At 63.7% G+C, this 23,285-nt stretch carries 25 protein-coding genes and 1 tRNA gene; 14 read left to right on the forward strand and 12 right to left on the reverse strand.

The features are described 5' to 3' along the window. Positions 1-78: 78 nt before the first annotated feature. Positions 79-426, forward strand: coding sequence for a hypothetical protein (locus BMI85_RS17725; RefSeq protein ID WP_078602231.1), 348 nt, complete (start codon positions 79-81; stop codon positions 424-426). Between the two features lie 47 nt (positions 427-473). On the opposite strand, the gene BMI85_RS17730 is transcribed toward BMI85_RS17725, so the two are convergent. Next, a complete protein-coding gene (locus BMI85_RS17730) occupies positions 474-1,649 on the reverse strand; it encodes a MalY/PatB family protein (RefSeq protein WP_078602232.1) in 1,176 nt (391 codons plus the stop codon). A gap of 129 nt (positions 1,650-1,778) precedes the next feature. Between BMI85_RS17730 and def (BMI85_RS17735) the strand changes: the two genes are divergently transcribed. The 8 genes from def (BMI85_RS17735) to BMI85_RS17765 all read left to right on the forward strand — a co-directional run bounded on the left by def (BMI85_RS17735) (position 1,779) and on the right by BMI85_RS17765 (position 5,973). Beyond that, entirely contained in the window at positions 1,779-2,324 is a 546-nt protein-coding gene (gene def, locus BMI85_RS17735) for a peptide deformylase (protein WP_078602233.1), read from the forward strand. Further along, on the forward strand, positions 2,324-2,824 hold the full coding sequence (gene def, locus BMI85_RS17740) for a peptide deformylase (RefSeq protein WP_078602234.1): 501 nt from the start codon (positions 2,324-2,326) through the stop codon (positions 2,822-2,824). Before def (BMI85_RS17735) ends, def (BMI85_RS17740) begins: the two co-directional genes overlap by 1 nt. Positions 2,825-2,827: 3 nt before the next feature. Continuing rightward, positions 2,828-3,724, forward strand: coding sequence for a methionyl-tRNA formyltransferase (gene fmt, locus BMI85_RS17745; RefSeq protein ID WP_078602235.1), 897 nt, complete (start codon positions 2,828-2,830; stop codon positions 3,722-3,724). 95 nt (positions 3,725-3,819) lie between these two features. Continuing rightward, positions 3,820-3,978, forward strand: coding sequence for a hypothetical protein (locus BMI85_RS21490; protein WP_165756939.1), 159 nt, complete (start codon positions 3,820-3,822; stop codon positions 3,976-3,978). Positions 3,979-3,999: 21 nt separating this feature from the next. Continuing rightward, complete coding sequence (locus tag BMI85_RS17750) at positions 4,000-4,881, forward strand: SPFH domain-containing protein (protein ID WP_078602236.1); 882 nt, start codon at positions 4,000-4,002, stop codon at positions 4,879-4,881. After that, positions 4,881-5,156 carry a hypothetical protein gene (locus tag BMI85_RS17755; protein WP_078522376.1) on the forward strand — a complete coding sequence of 92 codons (276 nt, stop codon included), beginning with the start codon at positions 4,881-4,883 and terminating at the stop codon, positions 5,154-5,156. Before BMI85_RS17750 ends, BMI85_RS17755 begins: the two co-directional genes overlap by 1 nt. Positions 5,157-5,268: 112 nt before the next feature. Next, on the forward strand, positions 5,269-5,577 hold the full coding sequence (locus BMI85_RS17760) for a hypothetical protein (protein WP_078522375.1): 309 nt from the start codon (positions 5,269-5,271) through the stop codon (positions 5,575-5,577). Between the two features lie 156 nt (positions 5,578-5,733). Next, on the forward strand, positions 5,734-5,973 hold the full coding sequence (locus BMI85_RS17765; RefSeq protein WP_078541725.1) for a hypothetical protein: 240 nt from the start codon (positions 5,734-5,736) through the stop codon (positions 5,971-5,973). 10 nt (positions 5,974-5,983) lie between these two features. On the opposite strand, the gene pyrF is transcribed toward BMI85_RS17765, so the two are convergent. After that, a complete protein-coding gene (pyrF, locus tag BMI85_RS17770) occupies positions 5,984-6,685 on the reverse strand; it encodes an orotidine-5'-phosphate decarboxylase (protein WP_078602501.1) in 702 nt (233 codons plus the stop codon). 41 nt (positions 6,686-6,726) lie between these two features. Here pyrF and BMI85_RS17775 point away from each other — a divergent pair, with 41 nt between their 5' ends. From BMI85_RS17775 to BMI85_RS17785, 3 genes are all read left to right on the forward strand, one after another. Beyond that, entirely contained in the window at positions 6,727-6,936 is a 210-nt protein-coding gene (locus BMI85_RS17775; protein WP_078602237.1) for a hypothetical protein, read from the forward strand. A 235-nt stretch (positions 6,937-7,171) separates the two neighbouring features. Beyond that, positions 7,172-9,793 carry an ATP-dependent chaperone ClpB gene (gene clpB, locus BMI85_RS17780; RefSeq protein WP_078602238.1) on the forward strand — a complete coding sequence of 874 codons (2,622 nt, stop codon included), beginning with the start codon at positions 7,172-7,174 and terminating at the stop codon, positions 9,791-9,793. A gap of 156 nt (positions 9,794-9,949) precedes the next feature. Then, positions 9,950-11,212: a DNA polymerase IV gene (locus BMI85_RS17785; protein ID WP_078602239.1), complete on the forward strand. Its 1,263-nt coding sequence runs from the start codon at positions 9,950-9,952 to the stop codon at positions 11,210-11,212. A 1-nt stretch (position 11,213) separates the two neighbouring features. Here the strand turns inward: BMI85_RS17785 and BMI85_RS17790 are convergent, their stop codons facing one another. Then, positions 11,214-12,080, reverse strand: a complete 867-nt coding sequence (locus BMI85_RS17790; protein ID WP_078602240.1) for an N-formylglutamate amidohydrolase — start codon at positions 12,078-12,080, stop codon at positions 11,214-11,216. Positions 12,081-12,260: 180 nt separating this feature from the next. Here BMI85_RS17790 and BMI85_RS17795 point away from each other — a divergent pair. Further along, positions 12,261-12,335: transfer RNA gene (locus tag BMI85_RS17795), tRNA-Val, on the forward strand. A gap of 81 nt (positions 12,336-12,416) precedes the next feature. Continuing rightward, a complete protein-coding gene (ykgO, locus tag BMI85_RS17800; RefSeq protein WP_038074920.1) occupies positions 12,417-12,542 on the forward strand; it encodes a type B 50S ribosomal protein L36 in 126 nt (41 codons plus the stop codon). A gap of 95 nt (positions 12,543-12,637) precedes the next feature. Here ykgO and BMI85_RS17805 read toward each other — a convergent pair whose 3' ends face one another. From BMI85_RS17805 to BMI85_RS17845, 9 genes are all read right to left on the reverse strand, one after another. Next, positions 12,638-14,287, reverse strand: coding sequence for a peptidoglycan-binding protein (locus tag BMI85_RS17805; protein WP_168174815.1), 1,650 nt, complete (start codon positions 14,285-14,287; stop codon positions 12,638-12,640). Between the two features lie 52 nt (positions 14,288-14,339). Next, positions 14,340-15,560, reverse strand: coding sequence for an AMP-binding protein (locus tag BMI85_RS17810; protein WP_078602242.1), 1,221 nt, complete (start codon positions 15,558-15,560; stop codon positions 14,340-14,342). Positions 15,561-15,649: 89 nt separating this feature from the next. Next, a complete protein-coding gene (locus BMI85_RS17815) occupies positions 15,650-16,474 on the reverse strand; it encodes an ABC transporter ATP-binding protein (protein ID WP_078550806.1) in 825 nt (274 codons plus the stop codon). 58 nt (positions 16,475-16,532) lie between these two features. Beyond that, the gene (locus tag BMI85_RS17820) at positions 16,533-17,819 is read right to left on the reverse strand and encodes an ABC transporter substrate-binding protein (RefSeq protein ID WP_078570802.1); all 1,287 of its coding nucleotides are present in this window, start codon (positions 17,817-17,819) and stop codon (positions 16,533-16,535) included. 73 nt (positions 17,820-17,892) lie between these two features. Further along, positions 17,893-18,969 carry a branched-chain amino acid ABC transporter permease gene (locus BMI85_RS17825; RefSeq protein WP_078550808.1) on the reverse strand — a complete coding sequence of 359 codons (1,077 nt, stop codon included), beginning with the start codon at positions 18,967-18,969 and terminating at the stop codon, positions 17,893-17,895. A gap of 40 nt (positions 18,970-19,009) precedes the next feature. Further along, complete coding sequence (locus BMI85_RS17830) at positions 19,010-19,192, reverse strand: hypothetical protein (protein WP_078541717.1); 183 nt, start codon at positions 19,190-19,192, stop codon at positions 19,010-19,012. 148 nt (positions 19,193-19,340) lie between these two features. Further along, positions 19,341-20,330 (reverse strand): branched-chain amino acid ABC transporter permease, encoded by a 990-nt coding sequence (locus BMI85_RS17835; protein ID WP_078602243.1) that lies wholly within the window; start codon positions 20,328-20,330, stop codon positions 19,341-19,343. A 38-nt stretch (positions 20,331-20,368) separates the two neighbouring features. After that, the gene (locus BMI85_RS17840) at positions 20,369-21,190 is read right to left on the reverse strand and encodes an ABC transporter ATP-binding protein (RefSeq protein ID WP_078522363.1); all 822 of its coding nucleotides are present in this window, start codon (positions 21,188-21,190) and stop codon (positions 20,369-20,371) included. Further along, positions 21,187-23,163 (reverse strand): long-chain fatty acid--CoA ligase, encoded by a 1,977-nt coding sequence (locus BMI85_RS17845; RefSeq protein ID WP_078602244.1) that lies wholly within the window; start codon positions 23,161-23,163, stop codon positions 21,187-21,189. Before BMI85_RS17845 ends, BMI85_RS17840 begins: the two co-directional genes overlap by 4 nt. Positions 23,164-23,285 lie beyond the last annotated feature (122 nt).

Consider the following 23,285-nt stretch of genomic DNA (forward strand, 5'->3'; position numbering starts at 1 on the left):
CGGATCGTCTGAATGGTTAACTTGCTTTTTACATTGAGGTGATCAGCATGGATCACGGGGAAGCTGTTGGAGGATGTCATGGAATTCCTGCCTAAGGAGGTCCTTGAAGGACTGCGCGCCGCGCAGAAGCGCGATGCGGCCAAAAAGGCACGCCTGCGTGTTCTCGCGGGCGGTCAGATCTGGCCGGTGCTGCGCCGGGTGCCAGGTGGCTTCGCGTTGGATGCCGACGAGGTCTCGCATCTGCGCGGCCATGTCGATCTCTATGACGGCGCCAAGCACGTCGCGACCTGCCTGATCGTGGCCTCGGAAATTCAGGGGAACGAACTGATCTGCACGGTGAAGCGCGAAACGCCCGTCAGCGATCGCGCGGCGCTCGATTTCGCGCAGGAAGGGCCGACGCTGTCGGGCTACCTGACGAAGATCTGAGCGAGACCGAGATTTCAAAGGAAAGGGCCGGAAAACCGGCCCTTTTTTCATTGCAGATCAGAGAAGGCGGCTTGCAAGCGATCGACCGCTTCGCGCACCCGCGCCCGCGGCGTGGCGAGGTTGAAACGCAGGAAGGTCTCACCGCCTACCCCAAACGTCGCCCCGAAATTCACCGCGATCTTCGCGTCCTTCAAAACACGCGACTTGTATTCCTCCGGCTCCATTCCGGTGCCGGAGAAATCGACCCAAGCGAGATAGGTCGCTTCCAGCGGCATCGAATGCAGCCCCGGGATCTCGGCGATCCCCTGATCGAAAATCCGGCGGTTCTCATCGAGATAGGCGTTCAACTCATCGACCCACGCCGCCCCCTCGGGGCTGTAGGCCGCCGTCGCCATCGCGATGCCGAAACTGTTGGGCGAGATACCCAAGGCCGACATCCGCGTGGCGAATCGGGCGCGCAGATCCGGGTCCGAGATGATCACGTTGCCCGTATGCGTGCCCGCGATGTTGAAGGTCTTCGTGGTGGCCGTCATCATCACCAGCGGCAGATCGGGCGCGGCATTCGCCATCGGGATATGAGTTTCGCCCGGCATCACGATGTCATGGTGAATCTCGTCCGAGACCAGCACCAGCCCGTGGCGCTTCGCGAAAGCCGCCGTGGCCTCAAGCTCCGCGCGGGTCCAGACGCGCCCGCCGGGATTATGCGGCGAGCAGAGGACGAGCATCTTCTCGGCCCCCGTCATCAGCCCGTCCCAGGCGTCGAAATCCATCTCGTAGCGGCCATCGACCAGTTTCAACGGGCATTCGCGCACCTCGCGCCCGGCCGCACGGATGACCCGCGCAAAGGCGTGATAGACCGGCGTCATCAGAACGACCGCATCGCCCGGATCGGTATAGGCATCGACGCAGAGCGCCGTGCCGTTGACCAGACCGTGAGTCGTGAAGATCCAGTCCGGCTCGATCTCCCAGCCGTGGCGCTCGCGCATCCACCACTGGATTGCGGCGCGGTACTCGTCCTCGCCGCCCCAGTACCCATAGATACCCTGCGCGACCATATCCTCGAGCGCGCGCTGCACGCAGGTGGGCGGGCGGAAATCCATGTCCGCGACCCACATCGCGATCCCGTCTTCCGGCGAAACCCCGTAATACTTTTCCATCCCGTCCCATTTCTGCGAATGGGTGCCTACGCGGTCGATGATTTCGTCGAAGTCGGGTTTGCTCATCTGGGCCTCTTATTGGTCGAATTGGGCGCATCTGAGCAAAAGCAAAGCCGGGTTACAAACGGCGTTTTGTCACTGGCACAATCACCGCTGCCATTGCACAGACGCATTGCTTCGCCTAAATCCCTGCCCATGACGCTACGACCGATCCTGATCCATCCCGATCCGCGCCTGAAAAAGGCTTGCGAGCCGGTGCCCGAAGTTAACGACGAGATCCGCAAGCTCGCCGATGACATGCTCGCGACCATGTATGACGCGCCCGGCATCGGCTTGGCCGGGCCTCAGGTCGGCGTGATGAAGCGGATCTTCGTGATGGATTGCGTGAAGGACAAGGAAGCGGCCCCCGAGCCGATGGTCCTGATCAATCCCGAGATCAGCTGGACCTCGGAAGAGACCAATGTCTACGAGGAAGGCTGCCTGTCGATCCCGGATCAATATGCCGAGGTGACGCGCCCCTCCGAGGTGCGGATGAAGTGGCTCGGCCTCGACGGGCAAAGCCATGAAGAACAGTTCGACGCGCTCTGGGCGACCTGCGCGCAGCACGAGTTCGACCACCTCAACGGCAAGCTGTTCATCGACTATCTCGGTCCGATGAAGCGCAAGATGATCACCCGCAAGATGGAGAAGCTCAAGCGCGAGCGCGCCCGTTCGGGCGCCGCCAAGGATCCGATCCTCTGATGGCTTCGCGCGCCTTCATCCCCTACGACGACCGCCGCCTGCATCGCCCCGCCGAGCCGGTCGAGACGATCACCGAGACCGTTCGGATGATCTGGGACGACATGGTCGAGACGATGGATGCGATGCCGGGCGTCGGGCTTGCCGCCCCCCAGATTGGCATCATGATGCGGCTCGCGGTGGTCGATGCATCCGACAAGCGCGGTCAGGCCGTGCGGATGGCGAATCCGGAAGTACTTCATGCGTCGGTGCAGATGCGCAAGCATGAAGAGGCCTCGCCGAACCTGCCGGGTATCTCCGCCCCGATCGAGCGGCCGCGCGCGGTGACGGTGCGCTTCCTCAATGAAGCCGGAGAGATGGAGGACCGCGACTTCGTGGGCCTCTGGGCGACGAGCGTCCAGCACCAGATCGACCACCTCAACGGCAAGATGTATGTCGATCATCTCTCGCCCTTGCGCCGCAAGATGCTGGTGCAGAAGTCGAAGAAACTCGCGAAAGGCTAAGCGATGCGTGTCATCTTCATGGGAACGCCGGAGTTCTCCGTCCCCGTTCTGGAGGCGCTGGCCGGCGCGCATGAGGTTGTCGCCGTCTATAGCCAGCCGCCCCGCCCCGCCGGTCGCGGCAAGAAAGAGCGCCCCTCTCCGGTTCATGCCAAGGCTGAGGAACTGGGGATCGAGGTGCGCACCCCGCGGAATTTCAAAGCCCCCGAGGATCGCGAGGCCTTCGCCGCGCTGAATGCCGATATTGCGGTCGTGGTGGCCTACGGGCTTATCCTGCCGCAGGCCATTCTGGATGCGCCCGCGAAGGGATGCCTGAATATCCACGCCTCGCTTTTGCCGCGCTGGCGCGGGGCGGCCCCGATCCACCGGGCGATCATGGCGGGCGACAGCCAGACGGGAATCTGCATCATGCAGATGGAGGCCGGGCTCGATACCGGGCCGGTTCTGCTGCGCGAGGCGACCGAGATCGGCGCGACCGAGACCACGGGCGAGCTGCATGACCGGCTGAGCGCGATGGGCGCGCGGCTGATCCTCGACGCGCTGTCCGAGATCGACTCGCTGATCCTGCAGCCGCAGCCCGAGGATGGCGTGACCTATGCCGCGAAGATCGACAAGGCGGAGGCGCAGGTCGATTGGACGCGCCCGGCGGATGAGGTGATCCGGCATATCAACGGGCTCTCGCCCTTCCCGGGTGCCTGGACCGAAATCGCGGGTGAACGGATCAAGCTGCTGCGCGCCGCCCCGGCAGAGGGAAGCGGCGCACCGGGCGAGATCCTCGACGGGTTTACCATCGCCTGCGGCACGGGCGCGCTGGAAATCCTCGAAGCCCAACGCCCGGGCAAGCGTCCGATGTCCGGCGCCGACGTATTGCGCGGCCTGCGCCTGCCTGCACGCCTAGGCTGAGCGCAACAGCCTTCCCAAATCGCGGAAGTTGCGGCAAACTTGTGGAAAAACCACAAGGAGCAGTCGATGACCCCCAATTTGATGGAATTCGCTTGATGGGCGTGCTGTTCGGCTTTCTCGCGACCGCGAGCAGTCGTATCCTCGGGATCGGCTTCGCGCTCGCGGTCTGGCTCATCTCACGGCCCGGTGGCTGGGCCGTGCTCGTGGTGCTGACGCTGCTCGCCTTGCGCGTCTTTCCCGGTAATCAAGTGTGAGTTCAGAAGGTCGAGGCCCAGATGTATTTCCTTAATTCCCTAACCGGCAGCGATATCGTGATGATCGCCGTCGCGGTTCTGTTGATCCTGTCGGTCTTCCTCGGCGTGCGGATCGTGCCGCAATCCGAGAAGCACGTCGTGGAGCGCTTCGGGCGGCTGCGCGCGGTACTCGGCCCCGGCATCAACTTCATCGTGCCGTTCCTCGACCGGGTGCCGCACAAGATCTCGATCCTCGAGCGCCAGTTGCCCAACGCGATGCAGGACGCGATCACCGCCGACAACGTGCTGGTGAAGGTCGAAACCTCGGTCTTCTACCGGATCACCGAACCGGAAAAGACCGTCTACCGCATCCGAGATGTCGACGCCGCGATCGCGACGACCGTTGCGGGGATCGTGCGCTCCGAAATCGGGGTGATCGAACTCGACGAGGTGCAATCGAACCGCGCCCGCCTGATCGAGAAGGTCCGCGAACAGGTCGCCGTGATGGTCGACGATTGGGGGATCGAGGTGACGCGCGCAGAGATTCTCGACGTCAATCTCGACGAGGCGACCCGCGCCGCGATGCTGCAACAGCTCAACGCCGAGCGCGCGCGCCGGGCGCAGGTGACCGAGGCAGAGGGTAAGAAGCGCGCGGTCGAACTCGCCGCCGAAGCCCAGCTGTTCCAGGCGCAGAAAGAGGCCGAGGCGCGCCGCATCTCGGCCGATGCCGAAGCCTATGCCACGGAAGTCGTCGCGCAGGCGATTGCGAAGAACGGCCTGGAAGCCGCGCAGTATCAGGTCGCGCTGAAACAGGTCGACGCGCTGGCTCAGGTGGCCAAGGGCGAAGGCAAGCAGACCGTGATCCTGCCTGCCGCCGCCCTCGAGGCCTTCACCGACGCCTTCCAGCTTCTAAGGAAAGCGTGATGGACCTCTGGCAACTTCCGTGGGTCTGGGTTCTGGCCGGTCTGGTGCTGGGCGGGGCCGAGATGATCATCCCCGGCTTCATCTTCCTCGGCTTCTCGATCGGGGCGGTGATTACCGGCGGGCTGATCTGGATCGGCATCGTCGGAAAGTCGGTGCCGATCACGCTGATCACCTTCGCGGTTCTGTCGATCATCGCATGGCTCGCGCTACGCAAACTGATGGGCGTGCGGCGCGGTCAGGTGAAGCAATGGCATGACGATATCAACGAGAACTGAGGACCTGTGACGAAACCGCTGCCGGCGACTTCCCGCGCATCGCGGGAACTGGAAGCGGCCTATCGATGTTCTCTCGCCAATACAGAGAGATGAAAATCGACAGGAGATCATCATGTCTGACACGCATAATCACGAACGCTCGGGTCTGGGCGGCATCTATTTCGTTCTGGGCGCGGTCGTCGTTGCCCTCGGTATCGTTCTTTGGCTCATGATGTCGCCCGGCGACGAAAGCGCCAGCACTGCGCCCACCGAGAGCGATGCGAGCGCAACCTCGGTCACGATCGAGAATAACGACAACGCAGCCCCGGCGGATTCGTCCAGCGCCGACGCCTCGGGCGATGCCGCAGCCAGCGACAGCGGCAGCACCGACACGAGCGGCGCCTCGGCTGAGGCCACCACGCAAAGCGGCGGCTCGAACTGATCCCGCTTTTGCAGATCACGTGCAAGTGAAGCGGCGTCCTGCGGGGCGCCGTTTCATTTTGCGCCATGCTCCGCCTATCTGATGACGGGAGGAGGAACGCAGGTCAGAGCCTCGCGTTTCCTTTTCCGAGGGATCAAAGCGAAGAGGCGAGCAAGAATGGCCAAGGATTCGAACCGACAGAGCAGTATCGGCGGCCTGATACTCACCCTAGTTGCGCTGGTCGCGGCATTGGGTGTCGTGGTCTGGCTCGTTGCCGATACGCCAATCGACGGGGGTGACGACGCCGCCACCGATCCGCCGAGCGAGCAGCAGATGTCCGACCCGAACGCCGCGAAGGTCGACGTGGCGCCCGAATCGAAAACGAGCGGCCCGGCGACAGGCGGCGACGGTCAGTAAGAAATGCTAATCAGCCCTGCAATTCTTTGAGGATCGCTTCCGCCGCAGCGCGCGGATCGGGCGCGCGGTGGATCGGGCGACCGACGACGATATGGTCGGCCCCTGCGCCCACCGCCGCTGCCGGAGTCGCGATCCGCTTCTGATCGCCAAGGTCGGCCCCGGTCGGACGCACGCCCGGCGTCACGATCAGACGGCACTCCGCCTCGGGCAGCGCGCGGATCATCGCAGCCTCCTGTGGCGAGGCGATCACGCCATCCGCACCAGCCTCGAAAGCCCGCCCCGCACGCTCCGCCACGAGGTCGCTGATCGCGCCATCCTTGATCAGCGCACCATTCAGGTCCTCACGGTCGAGCGAGGTCAGGATCGTCACGGCGAGGATCTTCAGATCGGTGCCCGCCGCGCCTTCCTTGGCGGCCTTCACCACATAGGGGTCGCCATGCACGGTGAGAAAATCGAGATCGAACTGCGCCAGCCCGCGCACGGCGTTCTCGACCGTCGCGCCGATGTCGAATAGCTTCATGTCGAGGAAGATGCGTTTGCCCTGATCCTGCTTCAGCTCGCTGGCCAGCGCGAGGCCGCCGCCGGTGAGCATCCCCAGACCGATCTTGTAGAAGGACACCGTGTCGCCCAGCTGGTTCGCCAGCACGAGGCCTTCATAGGCGCTCGGCACGTCGAGGGCGACGATGAGACGGTCGTCGGCGGGCAGGGTCATGTCGGTCATCGCTGGGCGCTCCTTTTCAAGATCGCCCCCTGATGCGGATCAATCACCGCTACGTCAAGCCGTTCGGGGAATCACAGCCCGCCGATGCCACGACGCTGCGCTTCGCGGGTCAGCGCGCGGGCAAGCTGGCGATGCGAAATGTTGGGGCTGGCTTCGACCCGAACAGGCACCCGCAGCGGCTGCGCGATCCGGGCGTGAAGAATTCGACGACCGCCTCGAAACGGCGCTGCGCGGCGTTGTAAATCAGGCGCGCGATATGCGTGGCGCTGGCATGATGCATCCTCGGAGCCTCCTGCATGGGTGTCCTTGCGTAAACGCTAAACCTTGCGTTTTGGTTTCCACCTGCGGCGAAATGGTCGCCATAAAGCTCTTGAAGCGGGATGCGCCACATCCCATTTTTCATATCGAGACCCGGTCAGGACGGCGCCTAATATAGGGCCAGACACATCCCGGGGGCTTTAAAAAAGGAGAATGCCGATGAACATGGAGAAGTTCACGGAGCGGTCTCGCGGTTTCCTTCAGGCCGCGCAGACGATCGCGATGCGCGAGGGTCATCAACGTGTGGTGCCCGAGCATCTTCTGAAGGCTTTGATGGATGACGATCAGGGGCTGTCGGCCAATCTGATCAAGCGCGCCGGCGGCGAGCCTGCCCGCGTGCTCGAAGCCGTCGATCTGGCGGTGTCGAAACTGCCGAAAGTGTCGGGCGGCGACGGGCAGGTCTATGTCGAGCAGAGCCTCGTGCGCGTACTCGACGAGGCAGAGAAGATCGCCAAGAAAGCGGGCGACAGCTTCGTGCCGGTGGAGCGTGTGCTGATGGCTCTGGCCATGGTGAACACGCGCGCCAAGGATGCGCTCGATGCGGGCGCGGTGACGGCGCAGAAGCTCAACGCCGCGATCAACGATCTTCGCAAGGGCCGCACGGCGGATTCGGCCTCGGCCGAAGAGGGCTATGAGGCGCTCAAGAAATACGCGCGCGATCTGACCGAGGCCGCAGAGCAAGGCAAGATCGACCCGATTATCGGTCGTGATGACGAGATTCGGCGCACGATGCAGGTGCTGAGCCGTCGAACCAAGAACAACCCGGTCCTGATCGGCGAACCCGGCGTGGGTAAGACCGCGATCGCGGAAGGCCTCGCACTGCGCATCATCGACGGGGACGTGCCGGAGAGCTTGCGCGACAAGCGGCTGCTCGCACTCGACATGGGTGCGCTGATCGCCGGTGCGAAATATCGCGGTGAATTCGAAGAGCGTCTGAAAGCGATCCTCAAGGAAATCGAGGCCGCTGCGGGTGAGATCATCCTTTTCATCGACGAGATGCACACGCTCGTGGGTGCCGGGAAATCCGACGGCGCGATGGATGCGGCGAACCTGATCAAGCCGGCGCTGGCCCGCGGTGAGCTGCACTGCGTGGGCGCCACGACGCTCGACGAGTATCGCAAGTATGTCGAGAAGGACGCGGCTTTGGCCCGGCGTTTCCAGCCCGTGATGGTGGAAGAGCCGACGGTCGAGGACACGATCTCGATCCTGCGCGGTATCAAGGAGAAATACGAACTCCACCACGGGGTGAAGATCTCCGACTCGGCGCTGGTCTCGGCTGCGACGCTCTCGCATCGCTACATTACCGACCGCTTCCTGCCCGACAAGGCGATCGACCTCGTGGACGAGGCCGCCTCGCGTCTACGCATGGAAGTGGACAGCAAGCCCGAAGAGCTCGATGCGCTCGACCGTCAGATCCTGCAGATGCAGATCGAAGCGGAAGCTCTGAAGAAAGAGGACGACACCGCGTCGAAGGACCGTCTCGAGAAGCTCGAGAAGGAACTGGCCGATCTGCAGGATCGCGCTTCGGAAATGACTGCCAAGTGGCAGGCGGAGCGGGACAAGCTGGAATCGGGTCGCAACCTCAAGGAGCAACTCGACAAGGCCCGGGCCGAGCTCGATCAAGCCAAGCGCGAAGGCAATCTCGCCCGCGCCGGTGAGCTGAGCTACGGCATCATCCCGAGCCTCGAGAAGCAGCTCGCCGCAGCCGACGAGGCCGAAGGCGAAGAGCTGATGGTCGAGGAATCGGTGCGTCCCGAGCAGATCGCCGAAGTGGTCGAACGCTGGACCGGCATTCCGACCTCGAAGATGCTCGAGGGCGAGCGCGAGAAGCTGCTGAAGATGGAAGACGAGCTGCACAAGCGCGTCGTCGGTCAGGATGCAGCGATCACCGCCGTGTCGAACGCCGTGCGCCGGGCGCGTGCGGGGCTGAACGACGAGAACCGCCCGCTGGGCTCGTTCCTCTTCCTCGGCCCGACCGGTGTGGGTAAGACCGAGCTGACCAAGGCCGTCGCGAATTACCTGTTCGACGACGATCAGGCGATGGTGCGGATCGACATGTCCGAGTTCATGGAGAAGCACTCCGTGGCCCGGCTGATCGGTGCCCCTCCGGGCTATGTCGGCTATGACGAGGGTGGCGTTCTGACCGAAGCGGTCCGGCGGCGTCCCTATCAGGTCGTGCTGTTCGACGAGGTCGAGAAGGCGCATCCGGACGTGTTCAACGTGCTGCTGCAAGTGCTTGACGACGGTGTGCTGACCGATGGTCAGGGCCGCACGGTCGACTTCAAGCAGACCCTGATCGTACTGACCTCGAACCTCGGCAGCCAAGCGCTCAGCCAGCTGCCGGAAGGCACGGATGCGAGCGAGGCCAAGCGTCAGGTGATGGATGCGGTGCGGGCGCATTTCCGCCCCGAATTCCTGAACCGTCTCGACGAGATGGTGATCTTCGATCGCCTGAACCGCGAGAACATGGACGGGATCGTGGAGATCCAGCTCAAGCGGCTGGAGAAACGTCTGGCACAGCGCAAAATCACGCTGGAGCTGGACGAGTCGGCCCACAAGTGGCTCGCCGATGCAGGCTACGACCCGGTCTATGGCGCACGTCCGCTGAAGCGGGTGATCCAGCGTTCGCTGCAGGATCCGCTGGCCGAGGCGATCCTTGGCGGCGAGATCATGGACGGTGCGACGGTCGAAGTCACCGCGGGCCCGAACGGCCTGATCGTCGGCGGCCACAGCGCGCCTTTGGGGGGCACGAAGCCTGCCGATGGCGTGCCGCTGCACTAAGGCCATCTGAAAGCCGATTGAGAGGGGCGGAGCGATCCGCCCCTTTTTCGTCAGCATCAGGGGCGCTGCCCCTCTTGGCTACGCCAATTCACCCCGGGATATTTCCGCCAAGCGGAAGAAGGAGTATCTAGGGGATATTCCCCGGATCGAGTCCCCATGCCCGCCCTTTGCCGCCATTGCCTGAAGAGTTTTGACGAGGCGCCGAAGCGTTGCCCCGCCTGCGGCAAGGCGCGGATCGTGGCGCATCCGGAGCTGTTCGACCTGCCCATCGCACATATCGACTGCGACAGTTTCTACGCCTCGGTCGAGAAGCGCGACAATCCCGAACTGTCTTCGCAGGCGGTCATCGTGGGCGGCGGCACGCGTGGGGTGGTGACGACCTGCTGCTATATCGCGCGAATCTCCGGCGTGCGCTCGGCCATGCCGATGTATCAGGCGCGCAAGCTTTGCCCCGATGCGGTGATCATCAAACCGCGGATGGAGCATTACGCCAGCGTCTCGCGCGAGATCCGGGCGAAGATGGTCGAGCTGACGCCGCTGATCGAGCCGCTCTCGCTCGACGAGGCGTTTCTCGATCTGGGCGGGACGGAGCGGCTACATCATGCGCCGCCCGCGCTCCTGATGGCGCGGCTTGCGCGCGAGATCGAGACGGAGATCGGGGTCACGGCCTCGGTCGGTCTTTCGCATAACAAGTTTCTCGCCAAGATCGCCTCGGATCTCGACAAGCCGCGCGGGTTTTCGGTGATCGGGCGCGGCGATACGGAAGAGTTTCTCCGCGACAAGCCGGTGTCGATCCTTTGGGGCGTGGGGGCGGCGACGCGCTCGGCCTTGGGGCGCGCGGGCATCCGCACGCTCGCCGATATCCGCCGCGCGGGGCTGTCGCGGATGGAGGACCGCTTCGGCGCGTCGGGGCGGCGGCTCTTTGAGTTGGCCAGCGGTCTCGATGCGCGGCGCGTCTCTCCCGACTCGCCGATGAAATCGGTGTCGAACGAGACCACCTTCAACACCGACATCGCCGATCGCGAGGCGCTGATGGGCAAGCTGTGGCATCTGGCCGAGAAGGTCTCGGCCCGGATGAAGGCGCGCGATCTGGCGGGGCGGACCGTGACGCTGAAGCTCAAAAAGGCCGATTTCGCGACCGTGACCCGGCAGACCCGGCTGGAGGAGCCCAGCCAATTGGCCGACACGCTCTATCGCGCGGGCGAGACGCTGTTCGACAAGCTGCCGAAGGGGCAGGCCTACCGTTTGATCGGGATCGGGTTTTCGGACCTCTCGGCGGCCGATGGGCGCGATCCGGCGGGCGATCTGCTCGACCCTTACGCGGGCAAGCGCGCAACAGCGGAGCGGGCGAAAGATGCGATCCGGGCGCGATTCGGGGCGGATGCGATCCGCAACGGGCGCGGCTGGGACGGAGAGTGACTTACTCCGCTGCGTGACGCAGCGGATGTGCCCCGAGATCGGCGATCTGACGCGCCACCCGGCTCATCAGCGCCGCGAACGCATTGAAGTTCTCGTTCGGCGCGATGCGGTGCTGATCCATGTAGAGCGCGCGGTCGATCTCGATTTGGATGGCGTGATAGCCCTCGCGCGGATGCCCGTAGCGCTGGGTGATATAGGCCCCGGCAAAGGGGCTGTTGCGCGCCACGTTCAGCCCTTCGCCTTCGAAGATCAGTTCGATCTCGCGCACGATCTCCCGGTCGGCGCTGGTTCCATAGCGATCGCCAAGCACGATCTCCGCGCGGCGCGGCCCGGTCGCGGCCAGTGCCTCGGAGGGCATCGAATGCATATCGAGCAAAATCGCCTGCCCGAATGCCCCATACGCCTCGGCCATCAGCGCCTCGAGCTGCGCGTGATAGGGCCGCCAGACATGGTTGATCCGCGCCTCGGCCTCGATCATCGGGATCTTGCCGCGATAGATCGCCCGCGCACCGGACACCACGCGGGGAATCACCCCGAGACCGGCAGCGACGCGCGGCCCCGGATGCGCCCGGTCCAGCCCGGCGATCAGCGCCGAATCAAGTTCGTCCTCCGCCCGGTTGAGATCGACCCAGGCCCTCGGATACTGCGCGCAGAGAAGCGGCGCGCCGAATCGCGGAACGTCCGCCAGCAGCTCATCGACGAAAGCATCTTCGGAAGACCGCAGGCGCAGCATGTCCAGAACGGCCCGTTCCTGCAGGCTATGCGGGTATTGCGCACCGGAATGGGGCGAGGCGAAGACCGCAGCCGTCCGCAACGCCTTGGGGCGAACCAGCCGGAACGGCGGCAAAAGGGCTGGGCTGTCGGACATGAAACCTCTTATGATCGCCTAATATCTTACACTGGAACGCTTTCACGCCAAAACCCTCTTGAAAGCCGTTTCGACTCTTTATATAGACCCCCAGACCGACGCGACACCGCGCCTTTCGGTTCCCTTCGCGGCCTAGCCGCAAGCGCGAATCAAAGGCATCAAACGGGATCGCACGGGTGTGGGCGGTTAGCTCAGCGGTAGAGCACTACGTTGACATCGTAGTGGCCACTGGTTCGATCCCAGTACCGCCCACCATCTATTCACCGCCCCCGGCTTGCAAGCCCGGGGCATTCGTTTTTCAAGGCGCACCGCGCGCCGCGATACAGGAGAAGGCCGATGAAGGTCCGCAACTCGCTCCGCTCGCTCAAGCAGCGTCATCGCGATTGCCAGGTCGTGCGCCGCAAAGGCCGCGTCTACGTGATCAACAAGACGCAGAAGCGCTTCAAAGCCCGCCAGGGCTGAGGCAGCCGAGCCGAAACGAATAAAGGCCGCGCCAGGGATTTCCCGGCGCGGCCTTTTCCTTTGTTCAGCGATCTGAGGCTGATAGGGATCGGCGCTTAACGCGCGCCGATCGCCCCGGCCAGAAGCTGCGCCACGGTGGCCTGATCGAGATAGCCGGTGGCTTCCAGCCCGCCCGCGGTCTGATAGCGGCGAATCGCGCGGCGCGTATCCTTGTCGAACACACCGTCGACCTTGCCGGGCTTGAGACCCATCTGGGCAAGGCGTTGCTCCACCAGCGATTTCGCGACGCCGGGCAGGTTGAGGGCGGCCTCTTTCGCGGCGGCCGCGTCCATCGCGTCGCTTTGCTGATTCTGTTGCTGCAGCTCGGCGATGCGCGCCTCGGCCTCGGCTTTGAAGGCCGGGTCGGAGCGGCTTGCCAGATAATCGCGGTAACTTGCGATGGTGTCGGCCTTGCGTGCGACGTCCCAATCGGCGCGATCGGCCGACTGCGCTTCATCTCGGCGATCCGCTTCGATCTTGTCGAGGCGCTCCTGCGCGAGTTCCGCGAACAGACCATCGGGATATTTCTTGAGGTAGGCACGCAGCCCGGCCTCGTCACCCGCCTTGCCGGTCTGCTCCCAATAAGCGCGGTCCTGCTGGTCGATCTTGGCCTGACGGGCCTCGGCTTCGGCCTTCAGCTCGGCGGCGCGCTTCTCGCCCTGCGCCGAGAGCGCAGTCAGCTGGGCGCGGGTCAGGTAGCTCGTATCGTCGAAGCCGTTGGCTTTCTGCCAGCGCGCGATCGCCCCGCGCGAGCCGGGCCCGAAGATACCATCGACGCCTTTCGGGTCGAATTTCAGGATCGTCAGGTTCTGCTGCACCTCGCGCTTCTGATCGCGGCTGAGGTTCAGCGCCTCTTCGGTAGCCTTTGCTTGCCGCTGAGGCTCGTCACGCAGCTGCTGGATACGCTGCTTCGCCTGAGCGGCATTGGTGCCATTCGGATAGCGGTCGAGATAAAGCTGATAGGCGGTGATCGTGTCCTCGGAGCGCGCCATGTCCCAATAGGGGGCTGACGGGTCAGCCGCGGGGGTCTTCACCGGGGCGGGCTTCTTGCCCGTCGGCTCGGTGACCAGTACGAAATCCCGCGGCATGTAGCCACTCGCGCGCAGGTCTTCGGACTGCGCCGACTGCATCAGCGAAGCGCCGGGCTCGGTCAGGTTGCCCGACATGAGGCTGGCCACATCCTTAGGGCTGCCGCGCAGCACCGTCACGCCCTGCGGAATGTCGAGCGTGCCGATCCCAGGCTGGGTGAGGCCCTGGCCGTTGCCCTCTTCGTCCGCCGCGCCGAGAAGCAGCACGGCACGCCCCGGATGGGCGGCGAGCACGGTCATCACTGCGGACAGCGGCAGCGCCTCGCTCACCGCTTCGGGCAGCGAGGTGTCGCGGGCGTCGACCGGCAGATACCATGTCTCCCCGTCGGAATGGACAAAACGGCCCGAGAGCGCCACGACCAGCCGCTCGGCCTCGGGCGCGCGGGTCACGAAATCGCGGAAGCGGGACCGGATCTCGGCCGCGTCGGCATCATCCTCGATCAGCACCGAGAAGCCCGCCGTCTGCAGCTTTGCTTCGCTGTCGGTCAGCGCGGTGCCCGAGCGAAGATCGTCGATCCGCTGATAATCGGAATTGCCCAGCACCAGCGCCAGATCGGCGGCATGGGCGGGAAGGCCAAGCGCCGCGATCGCGGCACCTGTCAGAAGAAGTTTACGCATGGGGTCCTCCACTCTCTTTCCGGAGAAACCCCTTGAGTGCGCGCGCGGTTCCTCAGTCGTATTTCCGCTGGTCGTCGATGACCTTCCCATCATTGGGCAAAGAGCCGGGCGACACCAGTTCGATCACGCCCTTCATCTTCAGCGCCTCGCGGATGCCACCGTCGAAACGGGCGGGATCGTCGGCCTCGGTTTCGATCTGCACGGTCATCACGTCCATCTCGCCATCGCGGGTGGCGATGACACGGGCCTTTTGCACCTCTGCATGGGCCGAGACGAAGCTGGCGACCTGCTCGGGGCGCACGAACATGCCCTTGATCTTGGTCGTCTGATCGGCGCGCCCCATCCAGCCTTTGATGCGCATATTGGTGCGTCCGCAGGGGCTGACGCCTTCCATCACCGCCGAGAGGTCGCCGGTGGCGAAACGGATCAGCGGGTAGTCGGGATTGAGCGTGGTCACGACGACTTCTCCAACCTCGCCGGGGGCCACCGGATCGCCGGTGCCGGGGCGGACGATCTCGACGATCACGCCCTCGTCGACGATCATCCCCTCCATCGCGGAACTCTCATAGGCGATATTGCCCAGATCGGCGGTGGCGTAGCATTGCAGGCAGGCGATGCCGCGATCCGCATAATCCTGACGCAGGCTCGGGAAGAGCGCGCCGCCCGACACGGTGGCCTTGGTGATTTTCAGCGCCTCGCCCATCTCTTCGGCCTTCTCGAGAATGATGCGCAGGTAATCGGGCGTGCCCGCGTAAGTGGTGGTGCCGATATCGACGGCGGCGCGCACCTGCAGTTCGGTCTGGCCGGTGCCTGCGGGCAGAACGGCGGCGCCGACCGTGCGCGCGGCATTCTCGAACATCATGCCCGCGGGGGTGAGGTGATAGCCGAAGCAGTTCTGCACGATATCGCCGGGACCGACGCCTGCGGCATGGACGAAGCGCCCCAGCCGCCACCAGTTGTGGCTGGTATCGCCGGGCTCGTAGATCGGGCCGGGCGACTGGAAGATATGCGCGAAGGCATGGGCGGGTTTCGTGACCAGCCCCCCGAAGGGCGGCGCGCCTTTCTGCGCGGCCCCGAGGTCGGACTTGCGCAGCACCGGCAGCTTCGCGAGCGCCTCCCGCGAGGTGATCGCGCTCGGGTCTACGCCTTGCAGATGCGCCGCGATCCCGGGAGCCTTCATCGCCGCGTCAATCAGCGCCGGCAGGCACTCCGCCAGAGAGGCCTCACGCGCGTCGGCGCTGCGGGTTTCCAATTCGTCGAAATGTTCGCGCATCTCTCGACCCTTTCCATTCAGCGGACACACCGCTCCTACTCCGCGCCCAAAATGCTGCGCAGCAATTCAATTGAATCAGTAAGTTACCGTTACGCCAGCCAGCGCTTGCGGCGGCGATAGCTGCGCACGTCGCGGAAGCTCTTGCGGCCTTCGTCGGACATGCCGAGGTAGAATTCCTTCACGTCCGGGTTCTCGCGCAGCTCGGCTGCGGGACCGTCCATCACGATGCGGCCGCTCTCGAGGATGTAGCCGTAATGGGCGTAGCGAAGCGCGACATTGGTGTTCTGCTCGGCCAGAAGGAAGGTCACGCCCTCGTTCTCGTTAACCGATTTCACGATCTCGAAGATCTGCTCCACCAGCTGCGGCGCGAGACCCATCGAGGGCTCGTCCAGCAGGATCGTCTCGGGGCGGCTCATCAGCGCGCGGCCCATCGCGACCATCTGCTGCTCCCCGCCCGAGGTATAGCCCGCCTGCGATTTGCGGCGCTCCTTGAGGCGCGGGAAGTAGTCGTAGACCATCTCGAGATCGGCCTGGATCGCGGCGCGCCCGTCCTTGCGGGTATAGGCGCCGGTCAGCAGGTTTTCCTCGACGGTCAGGTGTTCGAAGCAATGGCGCCCCTCCATCACCTGGATCACGCCCTTGCGGACCAGATCGGCGGGGGAGCCGTCCTGCACCCGTTCGCCGCGATAGGTGATCGAGCCTTTCGTCACCTCGCCGCGCTCGGATTTGAGCAGGTTGGAGATCGCCTTCAGCGTCGTCGTCTTGCCCGCGCCGTTGCCGCCCAGAAGCGCGGTGATCCCGCCCTTTGGCACGCTCAGGCTCACCCCTTTCAGCACGAGGATGACGTGATTGTAGATCACCTCGATATTGTTGACCTCTAGAAGGGTGTTATCGGTTTTCGAAGCGTCGAGCATGGTTCTCTCCGGGACGTTGGGGTGGCCCCCGGCGGCGCGCGCCGGAGACCGTTTTCGATCAGTTACACTGGTCGGTGATGTTGTTTTCCGAAGCGAAGGCTGCGGAATCTTCTTCGATCAGCGGGTTCAGCACGTCCTTGTCGGATTCGATCCAGTCAGAGGCTTCGTTCCACTTCTTCGCACCGGCATCCCACTGGAAGACCTTGGCGGAGCCGGGGCCCCCGTGGTTCTCGCAGCTTGCCTTGATCGGCTGGGCGAAGTTCGGCAGGCCGAGCTCTTCCAGACGGGCTTCGGTGAGGTCGAGGTTCTCGAAACCGTCGCGCACTTCAGCGGCGTTGACGTTCGACTTGCCGGCCATCTCCTGCGCCTTGCGGATCGCTTCCGAGATGATCATCGCCGCGTACATGCCGCGCGAATAGAGCATCGTGCCGACCTGATCGCCTGCGCCCGACGCCTTGCCGGCATCGACGACATATTGCTTGAGGTCCGCATAGACCGGGTAGTCCATGCCGGTGCCGTGGAACGAGAGCGCCTTGTAGCCCGAGGCCTTGTCGCCTGCCGGAGCCACGTCGTTCTCCGAACCCGACCACCAGACGCCGATGAAGTGATCCATCGGGAAGCGGATGTTCACGGCTTCCTGGATCGCGACCTGGTTCATGACGCCCCAGCCCCACATCAGGACATAGTCGGGCTTGTCACGACGGATCTGCAGCCATTGCGACTTCTGCTCCTGACCGGGGTGGTCGACGGGCAGGGTCGACAGCTCGAAACCGTGCTTCTTGGCCAGCTCTTCGAGCGTGCGGATCGGCTCCTTGCCATAGGCGGAGTTGTGATAGACCAGCGCGATTTTTTTACCGCTGATGTCGCCACCTTCCTGATCAATGATGTGTTTGATCGCGACCGAGGCGCCATCCCAGTAGTTGGCCGGGAAGTTGAAGACCCACTTGAACACCTTGCCGTTCGCAGCCGAGGTGCGGCCGTAGCCCGGGGTGTAGAGCGTGATGCCGTCAGCGGTGACCTTCGGGATCAGCTGATAGGTGATGCCGGTCGAGAGCGGGTTATAGGCCAGCGCGCCTTCGCCCTTGGTCGACTCGTAGCATTCCACGCCCTTCTCGGTGTTGTAGGCGGTTTCGCATTCGGGCGTCTTGACCATCTCGCCGCCGATGCCGCCGTCACGCTCGTTGAGCAGGGTGAAATAGTCGTTGAAGCCATCGGCATAGGGAATGCCGTTCGCGGCATAGGGCCCGGTGCGATAGCTGAGGTTCGGCACCACCAGTTCGGCGAAAGCCGGGGCCGTGGTCAGCGTCATCGCCGCCGCGACCAGTGCGGTTAGGGTCTTCTTCATTCGGTTCTCCTCCCAGAATGTTCGAGTGTTGCGCCGGGCGTGTCCCGGTTCTTTGTGTTGGGCGGCCCGGTCCTCAGTGCGGGAAGGGCCAAAGCCGGAGTTTCTCTTTCGCGACGCGCCAGAGCTGCGCGAGGCCATGCGGTTCCGCGATCAGGAAGGCCACGATCAGCCCGCCCACGATCATCAGTTCGATATGCGCGGCGAGGTCCGTCGGCCAACCGAGCGTGCCGACGAGCACGTTCTTGAGGAAGACCGGCAGCAGCACGAGGAAGGCAGCGCCCGCAAACGAGCCGAAGATCGAGCCCAGACCGCCGATGATCACCATGAAGAGGATCAGGAAGGACTTCTGGATGCCGAAGGCTTCGCCCACTTCTGCCGCACCCAGATAGACCGCGAAGAACAGCGCGCCGGCGATGCCGATGAAGAACGAGCTGACCGCAAAGGCCGACAGCTTCGTCGTCAGCGGGTTCACCCCGATGATCTCGGCGGCGATATCCATGTCGCGGATCGCCATCCATTTACGCCCCACCGTGCCACGCGTCAGATTGCGCGCGACCAGCGCCACCAGCGTCAGCATCACGAGGCAGAACATGTATTTCGCCATGGCCGAGGTCTGCGCGCCGGTCACGAAGACGCCGAACACGGTGCGCTCGGGCGCGTTGATCTGACCCGAGGCCGAGTAGTTGTAGAACCACGGCACCTTGTTGAAGAGCCAGACGAGGAAGAACTGCGCCGCCAGCGTCGCCACCGCGAGGTAGAAACCTTTGATGCGCAGGCTCGGCAGGCCGAAGATCACGCCTACGGCGGCGGTGATGAACCCCGCGATGATGACGTGGAAGAAGATGTTGACGTCCGGGAAGGCCGTCATCAGCTTGTAGACGGCATAGGCGCCCACTGCCATGAAGCCCCCGGTGCCAAGGCTCACCTGCCCGGCATAGCCCACGAGGATATTCAGCCCGATCGCCGCGATGGCGTAGATCAGGAAGGGTACCGCGACCGCGTTCGCCCAGTAGTCGTTGATGAACAGCGGAACGATCCCGAAGGCGACCACCAGCACTGCATAATAGCGCAGCCGGTCGAACTTGATCGGAAAGGTCTGACTGTCCTCCCGGTAGGATGTCTTGAAATCACCTGCTTCGCGGTAAAACATCAGCCTCTCCCTTTCGTCAGGGAGAGCGCGTCGTCCCCCGTCAGCAGTTGCCGCGCCGGATCCTCACCCAGGCCCAGAGCCCGGCTCCCGCCCCCAAGGCGGCCAGCACGATATTCAGTGTTTGCAAGGTGGTCGGTTCTTCCGGCGGAGCGGCCAGCGCGATCCATCCGAATGCGAGCGCGGCTCCCCAGCCAATCGTGAACACGGTTGCACAGGTCTTCATCGGTAACGGTCCTCCCAATGATCGTCACATCAGCGCGACGACACTGGGCTCCCCTCCCCTTGACGCCACGACATGTGGCAGCTTGTCGCACCCCTGCGGCTCGATCAAGGAATTTTTCACCGTGGCGTGAAAGCGTCGTGATCATCGGTCAGACCCTCTCGATGATCTTCTCGCCGAACAGGCCCTGCGGCCGGAACACGAGGAAGACGAGCGCGAGGACATAGGCGAACCAGTTCTCGGTCGCGCCACCTAGGAAGGGGGCCCCGATCAGCAGTTCGAACAGCTTCTCGCCCACACCGATGATCAGACCGCCGACGATGGCGCCCGGGATCGAGGTGAAGCCGCCCAGCATCAGCACCGGGAGTGCCTTGAGCGCGATCAGCGACAGCGAGAACTGCACGCCCGATTTCGAGCCCCACATGATGCCCGCGACCAGCGCCACGAAGCCCGCGATGGACCAGACGAGGATCCAGATGAAGCGCAGCGAGATTCCGACCGACAGCGCGGCCTGGTGATCATCGGCCACCGCGCGCAGCGCCCGGCCCTGCTTGGAGTATTGCGAAAACACGGTGAGCGCTGACACCAGCAGCACCGCGACGATCGCCGCCACGATATCGAGATTGTCGATGAAGAAGCCGTAGCCGAACATGTTGTAGGTGACGGTGTCGATGGTCTCGTTGATGCCCTGCGGCAGCCCCACATCGAGCGTCTTGATGTCAGAGCCCCACATCACGTCCCCGAAACCTTCGAGGAAATAGGCCATCCCGATCGTCGCCATGAACAGGATGATCGGCGCCTGGTTCACCAGATGCTTGAGCACCACTTTCTCGATGATGATCGCGAGCACGACCATCACGGCCGCCGCCAGCACGATCGCGACGATTGCCGGAACCTCCCACGGGAAATTCGTGTAGTGATTGCCCGTCATCGCGTTGATGAGATGGGCGAAGGGCACTTGCCCCTTCTGGATGCCGACCAGCGTCAGCGCCGCGAAGAGCGCGAGAACGCCCTGCGCATAGTTGAAGATGCCAGAGGCTTTGAAGATCAGCACGAAGCCCAGCGCCACGAGCGCATAAAGCACCCCTGCCATCAGGCCGTTCAGCGTCACCTCGGCGGCATAGAGAACGATATCAGGCATGACGCGCCTCCGATGTCTGAATTGCGATGCGGATGGTCTCAGTCATGGGCCACCCCCAGATAGGCGTCGATCACGTCTTGATTGCTGCGCACCTCGTCGGGCGTGCCGTCACCGATCTTCTTGCCGTAATCCATCACGACGACCCGGTCGGAGAGGTCCATCACGACGCCCATATCGTGTTCGATCAGGACGATGGTGGTGCCGAACTCGTCGTTCACGTCGAGGATGAAGCGGCTCATGTCCTCTTTCTCTTCGACGTTCATCCCGGCCATCGGCTCGTCGAGCAGAAGGATCTTCGGCTCGGCGGCCAGCGCGCGCGCCAGCTCCACCCGCTTCTTCAGACCGTAGGGCAGACGTCCCACCGGTGTTTTCCGGATATTCTGGATCTCGAGAAAGTCGATGATCTTTTCGACCTTCTCGCGGTTCTCGTGCTCTTCGGCGGCAGCTCCCGTCCACCACCAGCCAGCCTGCGACATGAGACCCTTCTTCATATGGGTCAGCCGGCCGGTCATGATGTTGTCGAGCACCGACATGCCGTCGAACAGCGCGATGTTCTGGAAGGTGCGTGCGATGCCGAGGCGGGCGACCTGATAGGGCTTCATCGGCCCGCGCTTGATGCCCTTGTAGAACACCTCGCCCTCGGTCGGGATATAGAAGCCCGAGATGACGTTCAGCATCGAGGATTTCCCCGCGCCGTTCGGCCCGATGATCGCGCGGATCTCGCCCTCGCGGATGTCGAAGGAGATATCCTTGATCGCCACCACCCCGCCGAAGCGCAGCGTGATGTTCTTCATCTCCATGATGACCCCGCCGATCTGGCGGCCGTCGGCGGTGACGTAACCTTCGTTCATGTCTTTCATTCCGCCGCCTCCGCCATCTGTTTCGGGGCCACGACCTTCGCGTCGGCGACCTTCAGCGTCGCCTTGATCGAGCCTTTGCGCCCGTCCTCGTAGGTCACTTCCGTTTCGGTGTAGATCTCGTCGCGCCCGTCATAGAGCGCCTCGATCAGGTCGTTGAACTTCTCGGCGATCACGTTGCGGCGGACCTTGCGGGTGCGGGTCATCTCGCCGTCATCGGCGTCGAGTTCCTTGTGCAGGATAAGGAAGCGATGGACCTGACAGCCCGAGAGCATCGGATCTTCGGCGATGCTTTCATTCACCTCTTCGACATGCTCGCGGATCATCTCATAGACGCGCGGATGGCCCGCAAGCTCCTGATAGGAGGCGTAGGAGATGTTGTTGCGCTCGGCCCAGTTGCCGACCGCAGTGAGGTCGATATTGATGAAGGCCGTGCAACGGTCCTTGCCTGCGCCGAACACCACCGCCTCGAGGATCGAGGGGTAGAATTTCAGCTTGTTCTCGACATATTTCGGCGCGAACAGGCGACCGTCGGCCATCTTGCCCACGTCCTTGGCGCGGTCGATGATCCGCAGATGGCCGGTGTCTTCCTCGAAGAAGCCCGCATCGCCGGTGGCGACCCAGCCTTCCGGGTCCTTGGTGGACGCCGTGCTCTCGGCGTTCTTGTAATACTCCACGAAGGTGCCGGGGCTGCGATAGAAAACCTCGCCATTGTCGGCGATCTTCACCTCGACGCCCGGAGACGGCACTCCCACCGTGTCGGCGCGCACTTCGCCATCGGGCTGCTGGGTGATGAAGACCGACGCCTCGGTCTGACCGTAGAGCTGCTTCAGGTTAATCCCGAGCGAACGGTAGAAGGAGAAGATCTCCGGCCCGATCGCCTCGCCCGCCGTGTAGCCCACGCGGATGCGCGAGAAGCCCAGCGTGTTCTTGAGCGGGCCATAGACGAAGAAATTGCCCAGCGCATAGGACATCCGCTTGCCGAAGCTGACGGGCTTGCCGTCGAGAATGTCGGGACCGACTTCGCGCGCGACCTTCATGTAATGGTCGAACAGCTTCTTCTTCAGCTTGCCCGCATCTTCCATGCGGATCATCACCGAGGTCAGCTGGTTCTCGAAGACCCGCGGCGGCGCGAAGAAATAGGTCGGGCCGATCTCGCGCAGATCGATCATCATCGTCTCGGGGCTTTCCGGGCAATTCACGGTGAAGCCCGACCAATAGGCCTGCCCGATCGAGAAGATGAAATCGCCCACCCATGCCATCGGCAGGTAGGCCAGAACCTCGTCATTATGGTTCAGGTGATCGAATTCCGAAGACGCCTTGGCGGTCTCGATGATGTTGCGGTTCGACAGGACCACGCCCTTCGGCTTGCCGGTCGTGCCCGAGGTGTAGAGCATCACGCAGGTGCTGTCATAGGTCAGCTCGGCGATGCGCTTGTCCAGCTCGGCCTCGTAGCGCGAATGACCCGCCCGACCCTCGGCCTGCACGTCCTCCAGCGCGTTCATGCGCGAATGGTCGTATTTCCGCATGCCGCGCTTGTCGGTGTAGGTGACATGGGTGATCGCGTGGATGCGGTCCTCGATCTCGACGATCTTGTCGACCTGCTCCTGATCGCCGCAGACGACGAAGCGCGCGCCGCAATGCTCCATCACATAAGCCATCTCGTCGGCCGCCGCGTCCTGATAGAGCGGCACCGGAATCGCGCCGCACATCTGCGCCGCGACCATCGACCAGTAATGCATGGGGCGGTTGCGCCCGATGATGGCGATATAATCGCCCCGTTCCACGCCGAGGCTCAGGAAGCCCAGCGCCATCGCGCGGATTTCCTCGGCCGCTTCGGCCCAGCTCCAGCTCTGCCAGATCCCGAATTCCTTTTCGCGATAGGCGGGGTAGCCACCATATCGGGCCACGTTCCGCGCCAAAAGCGCAGGAATCGATTGGGCAGATTCCTGCCCCTTCGCGACTGCGTCAGCCAAATTTTCCTCCCTCGCGCCGGTATGTCCGGCGTCCCTCGACCGCCCCGGGCGCTCCTCCGCGCACAGTTCGGCATGGCTCGACAGTCCATGTCAAAGTTTTCGTGATCTTTTCGTGATTGTAA

The sequence above is a fragment of the Thioclava sp. DLFJ4-1 genome (assembly GCF_002020145.1).
GTDB classification, from domain to species: Bacteria; Pseudomonadota; Alphaproteobacteria; order Rhodobacterales; family Rhodobacteraceae; genus Thioclava; species Thioclava sediminum.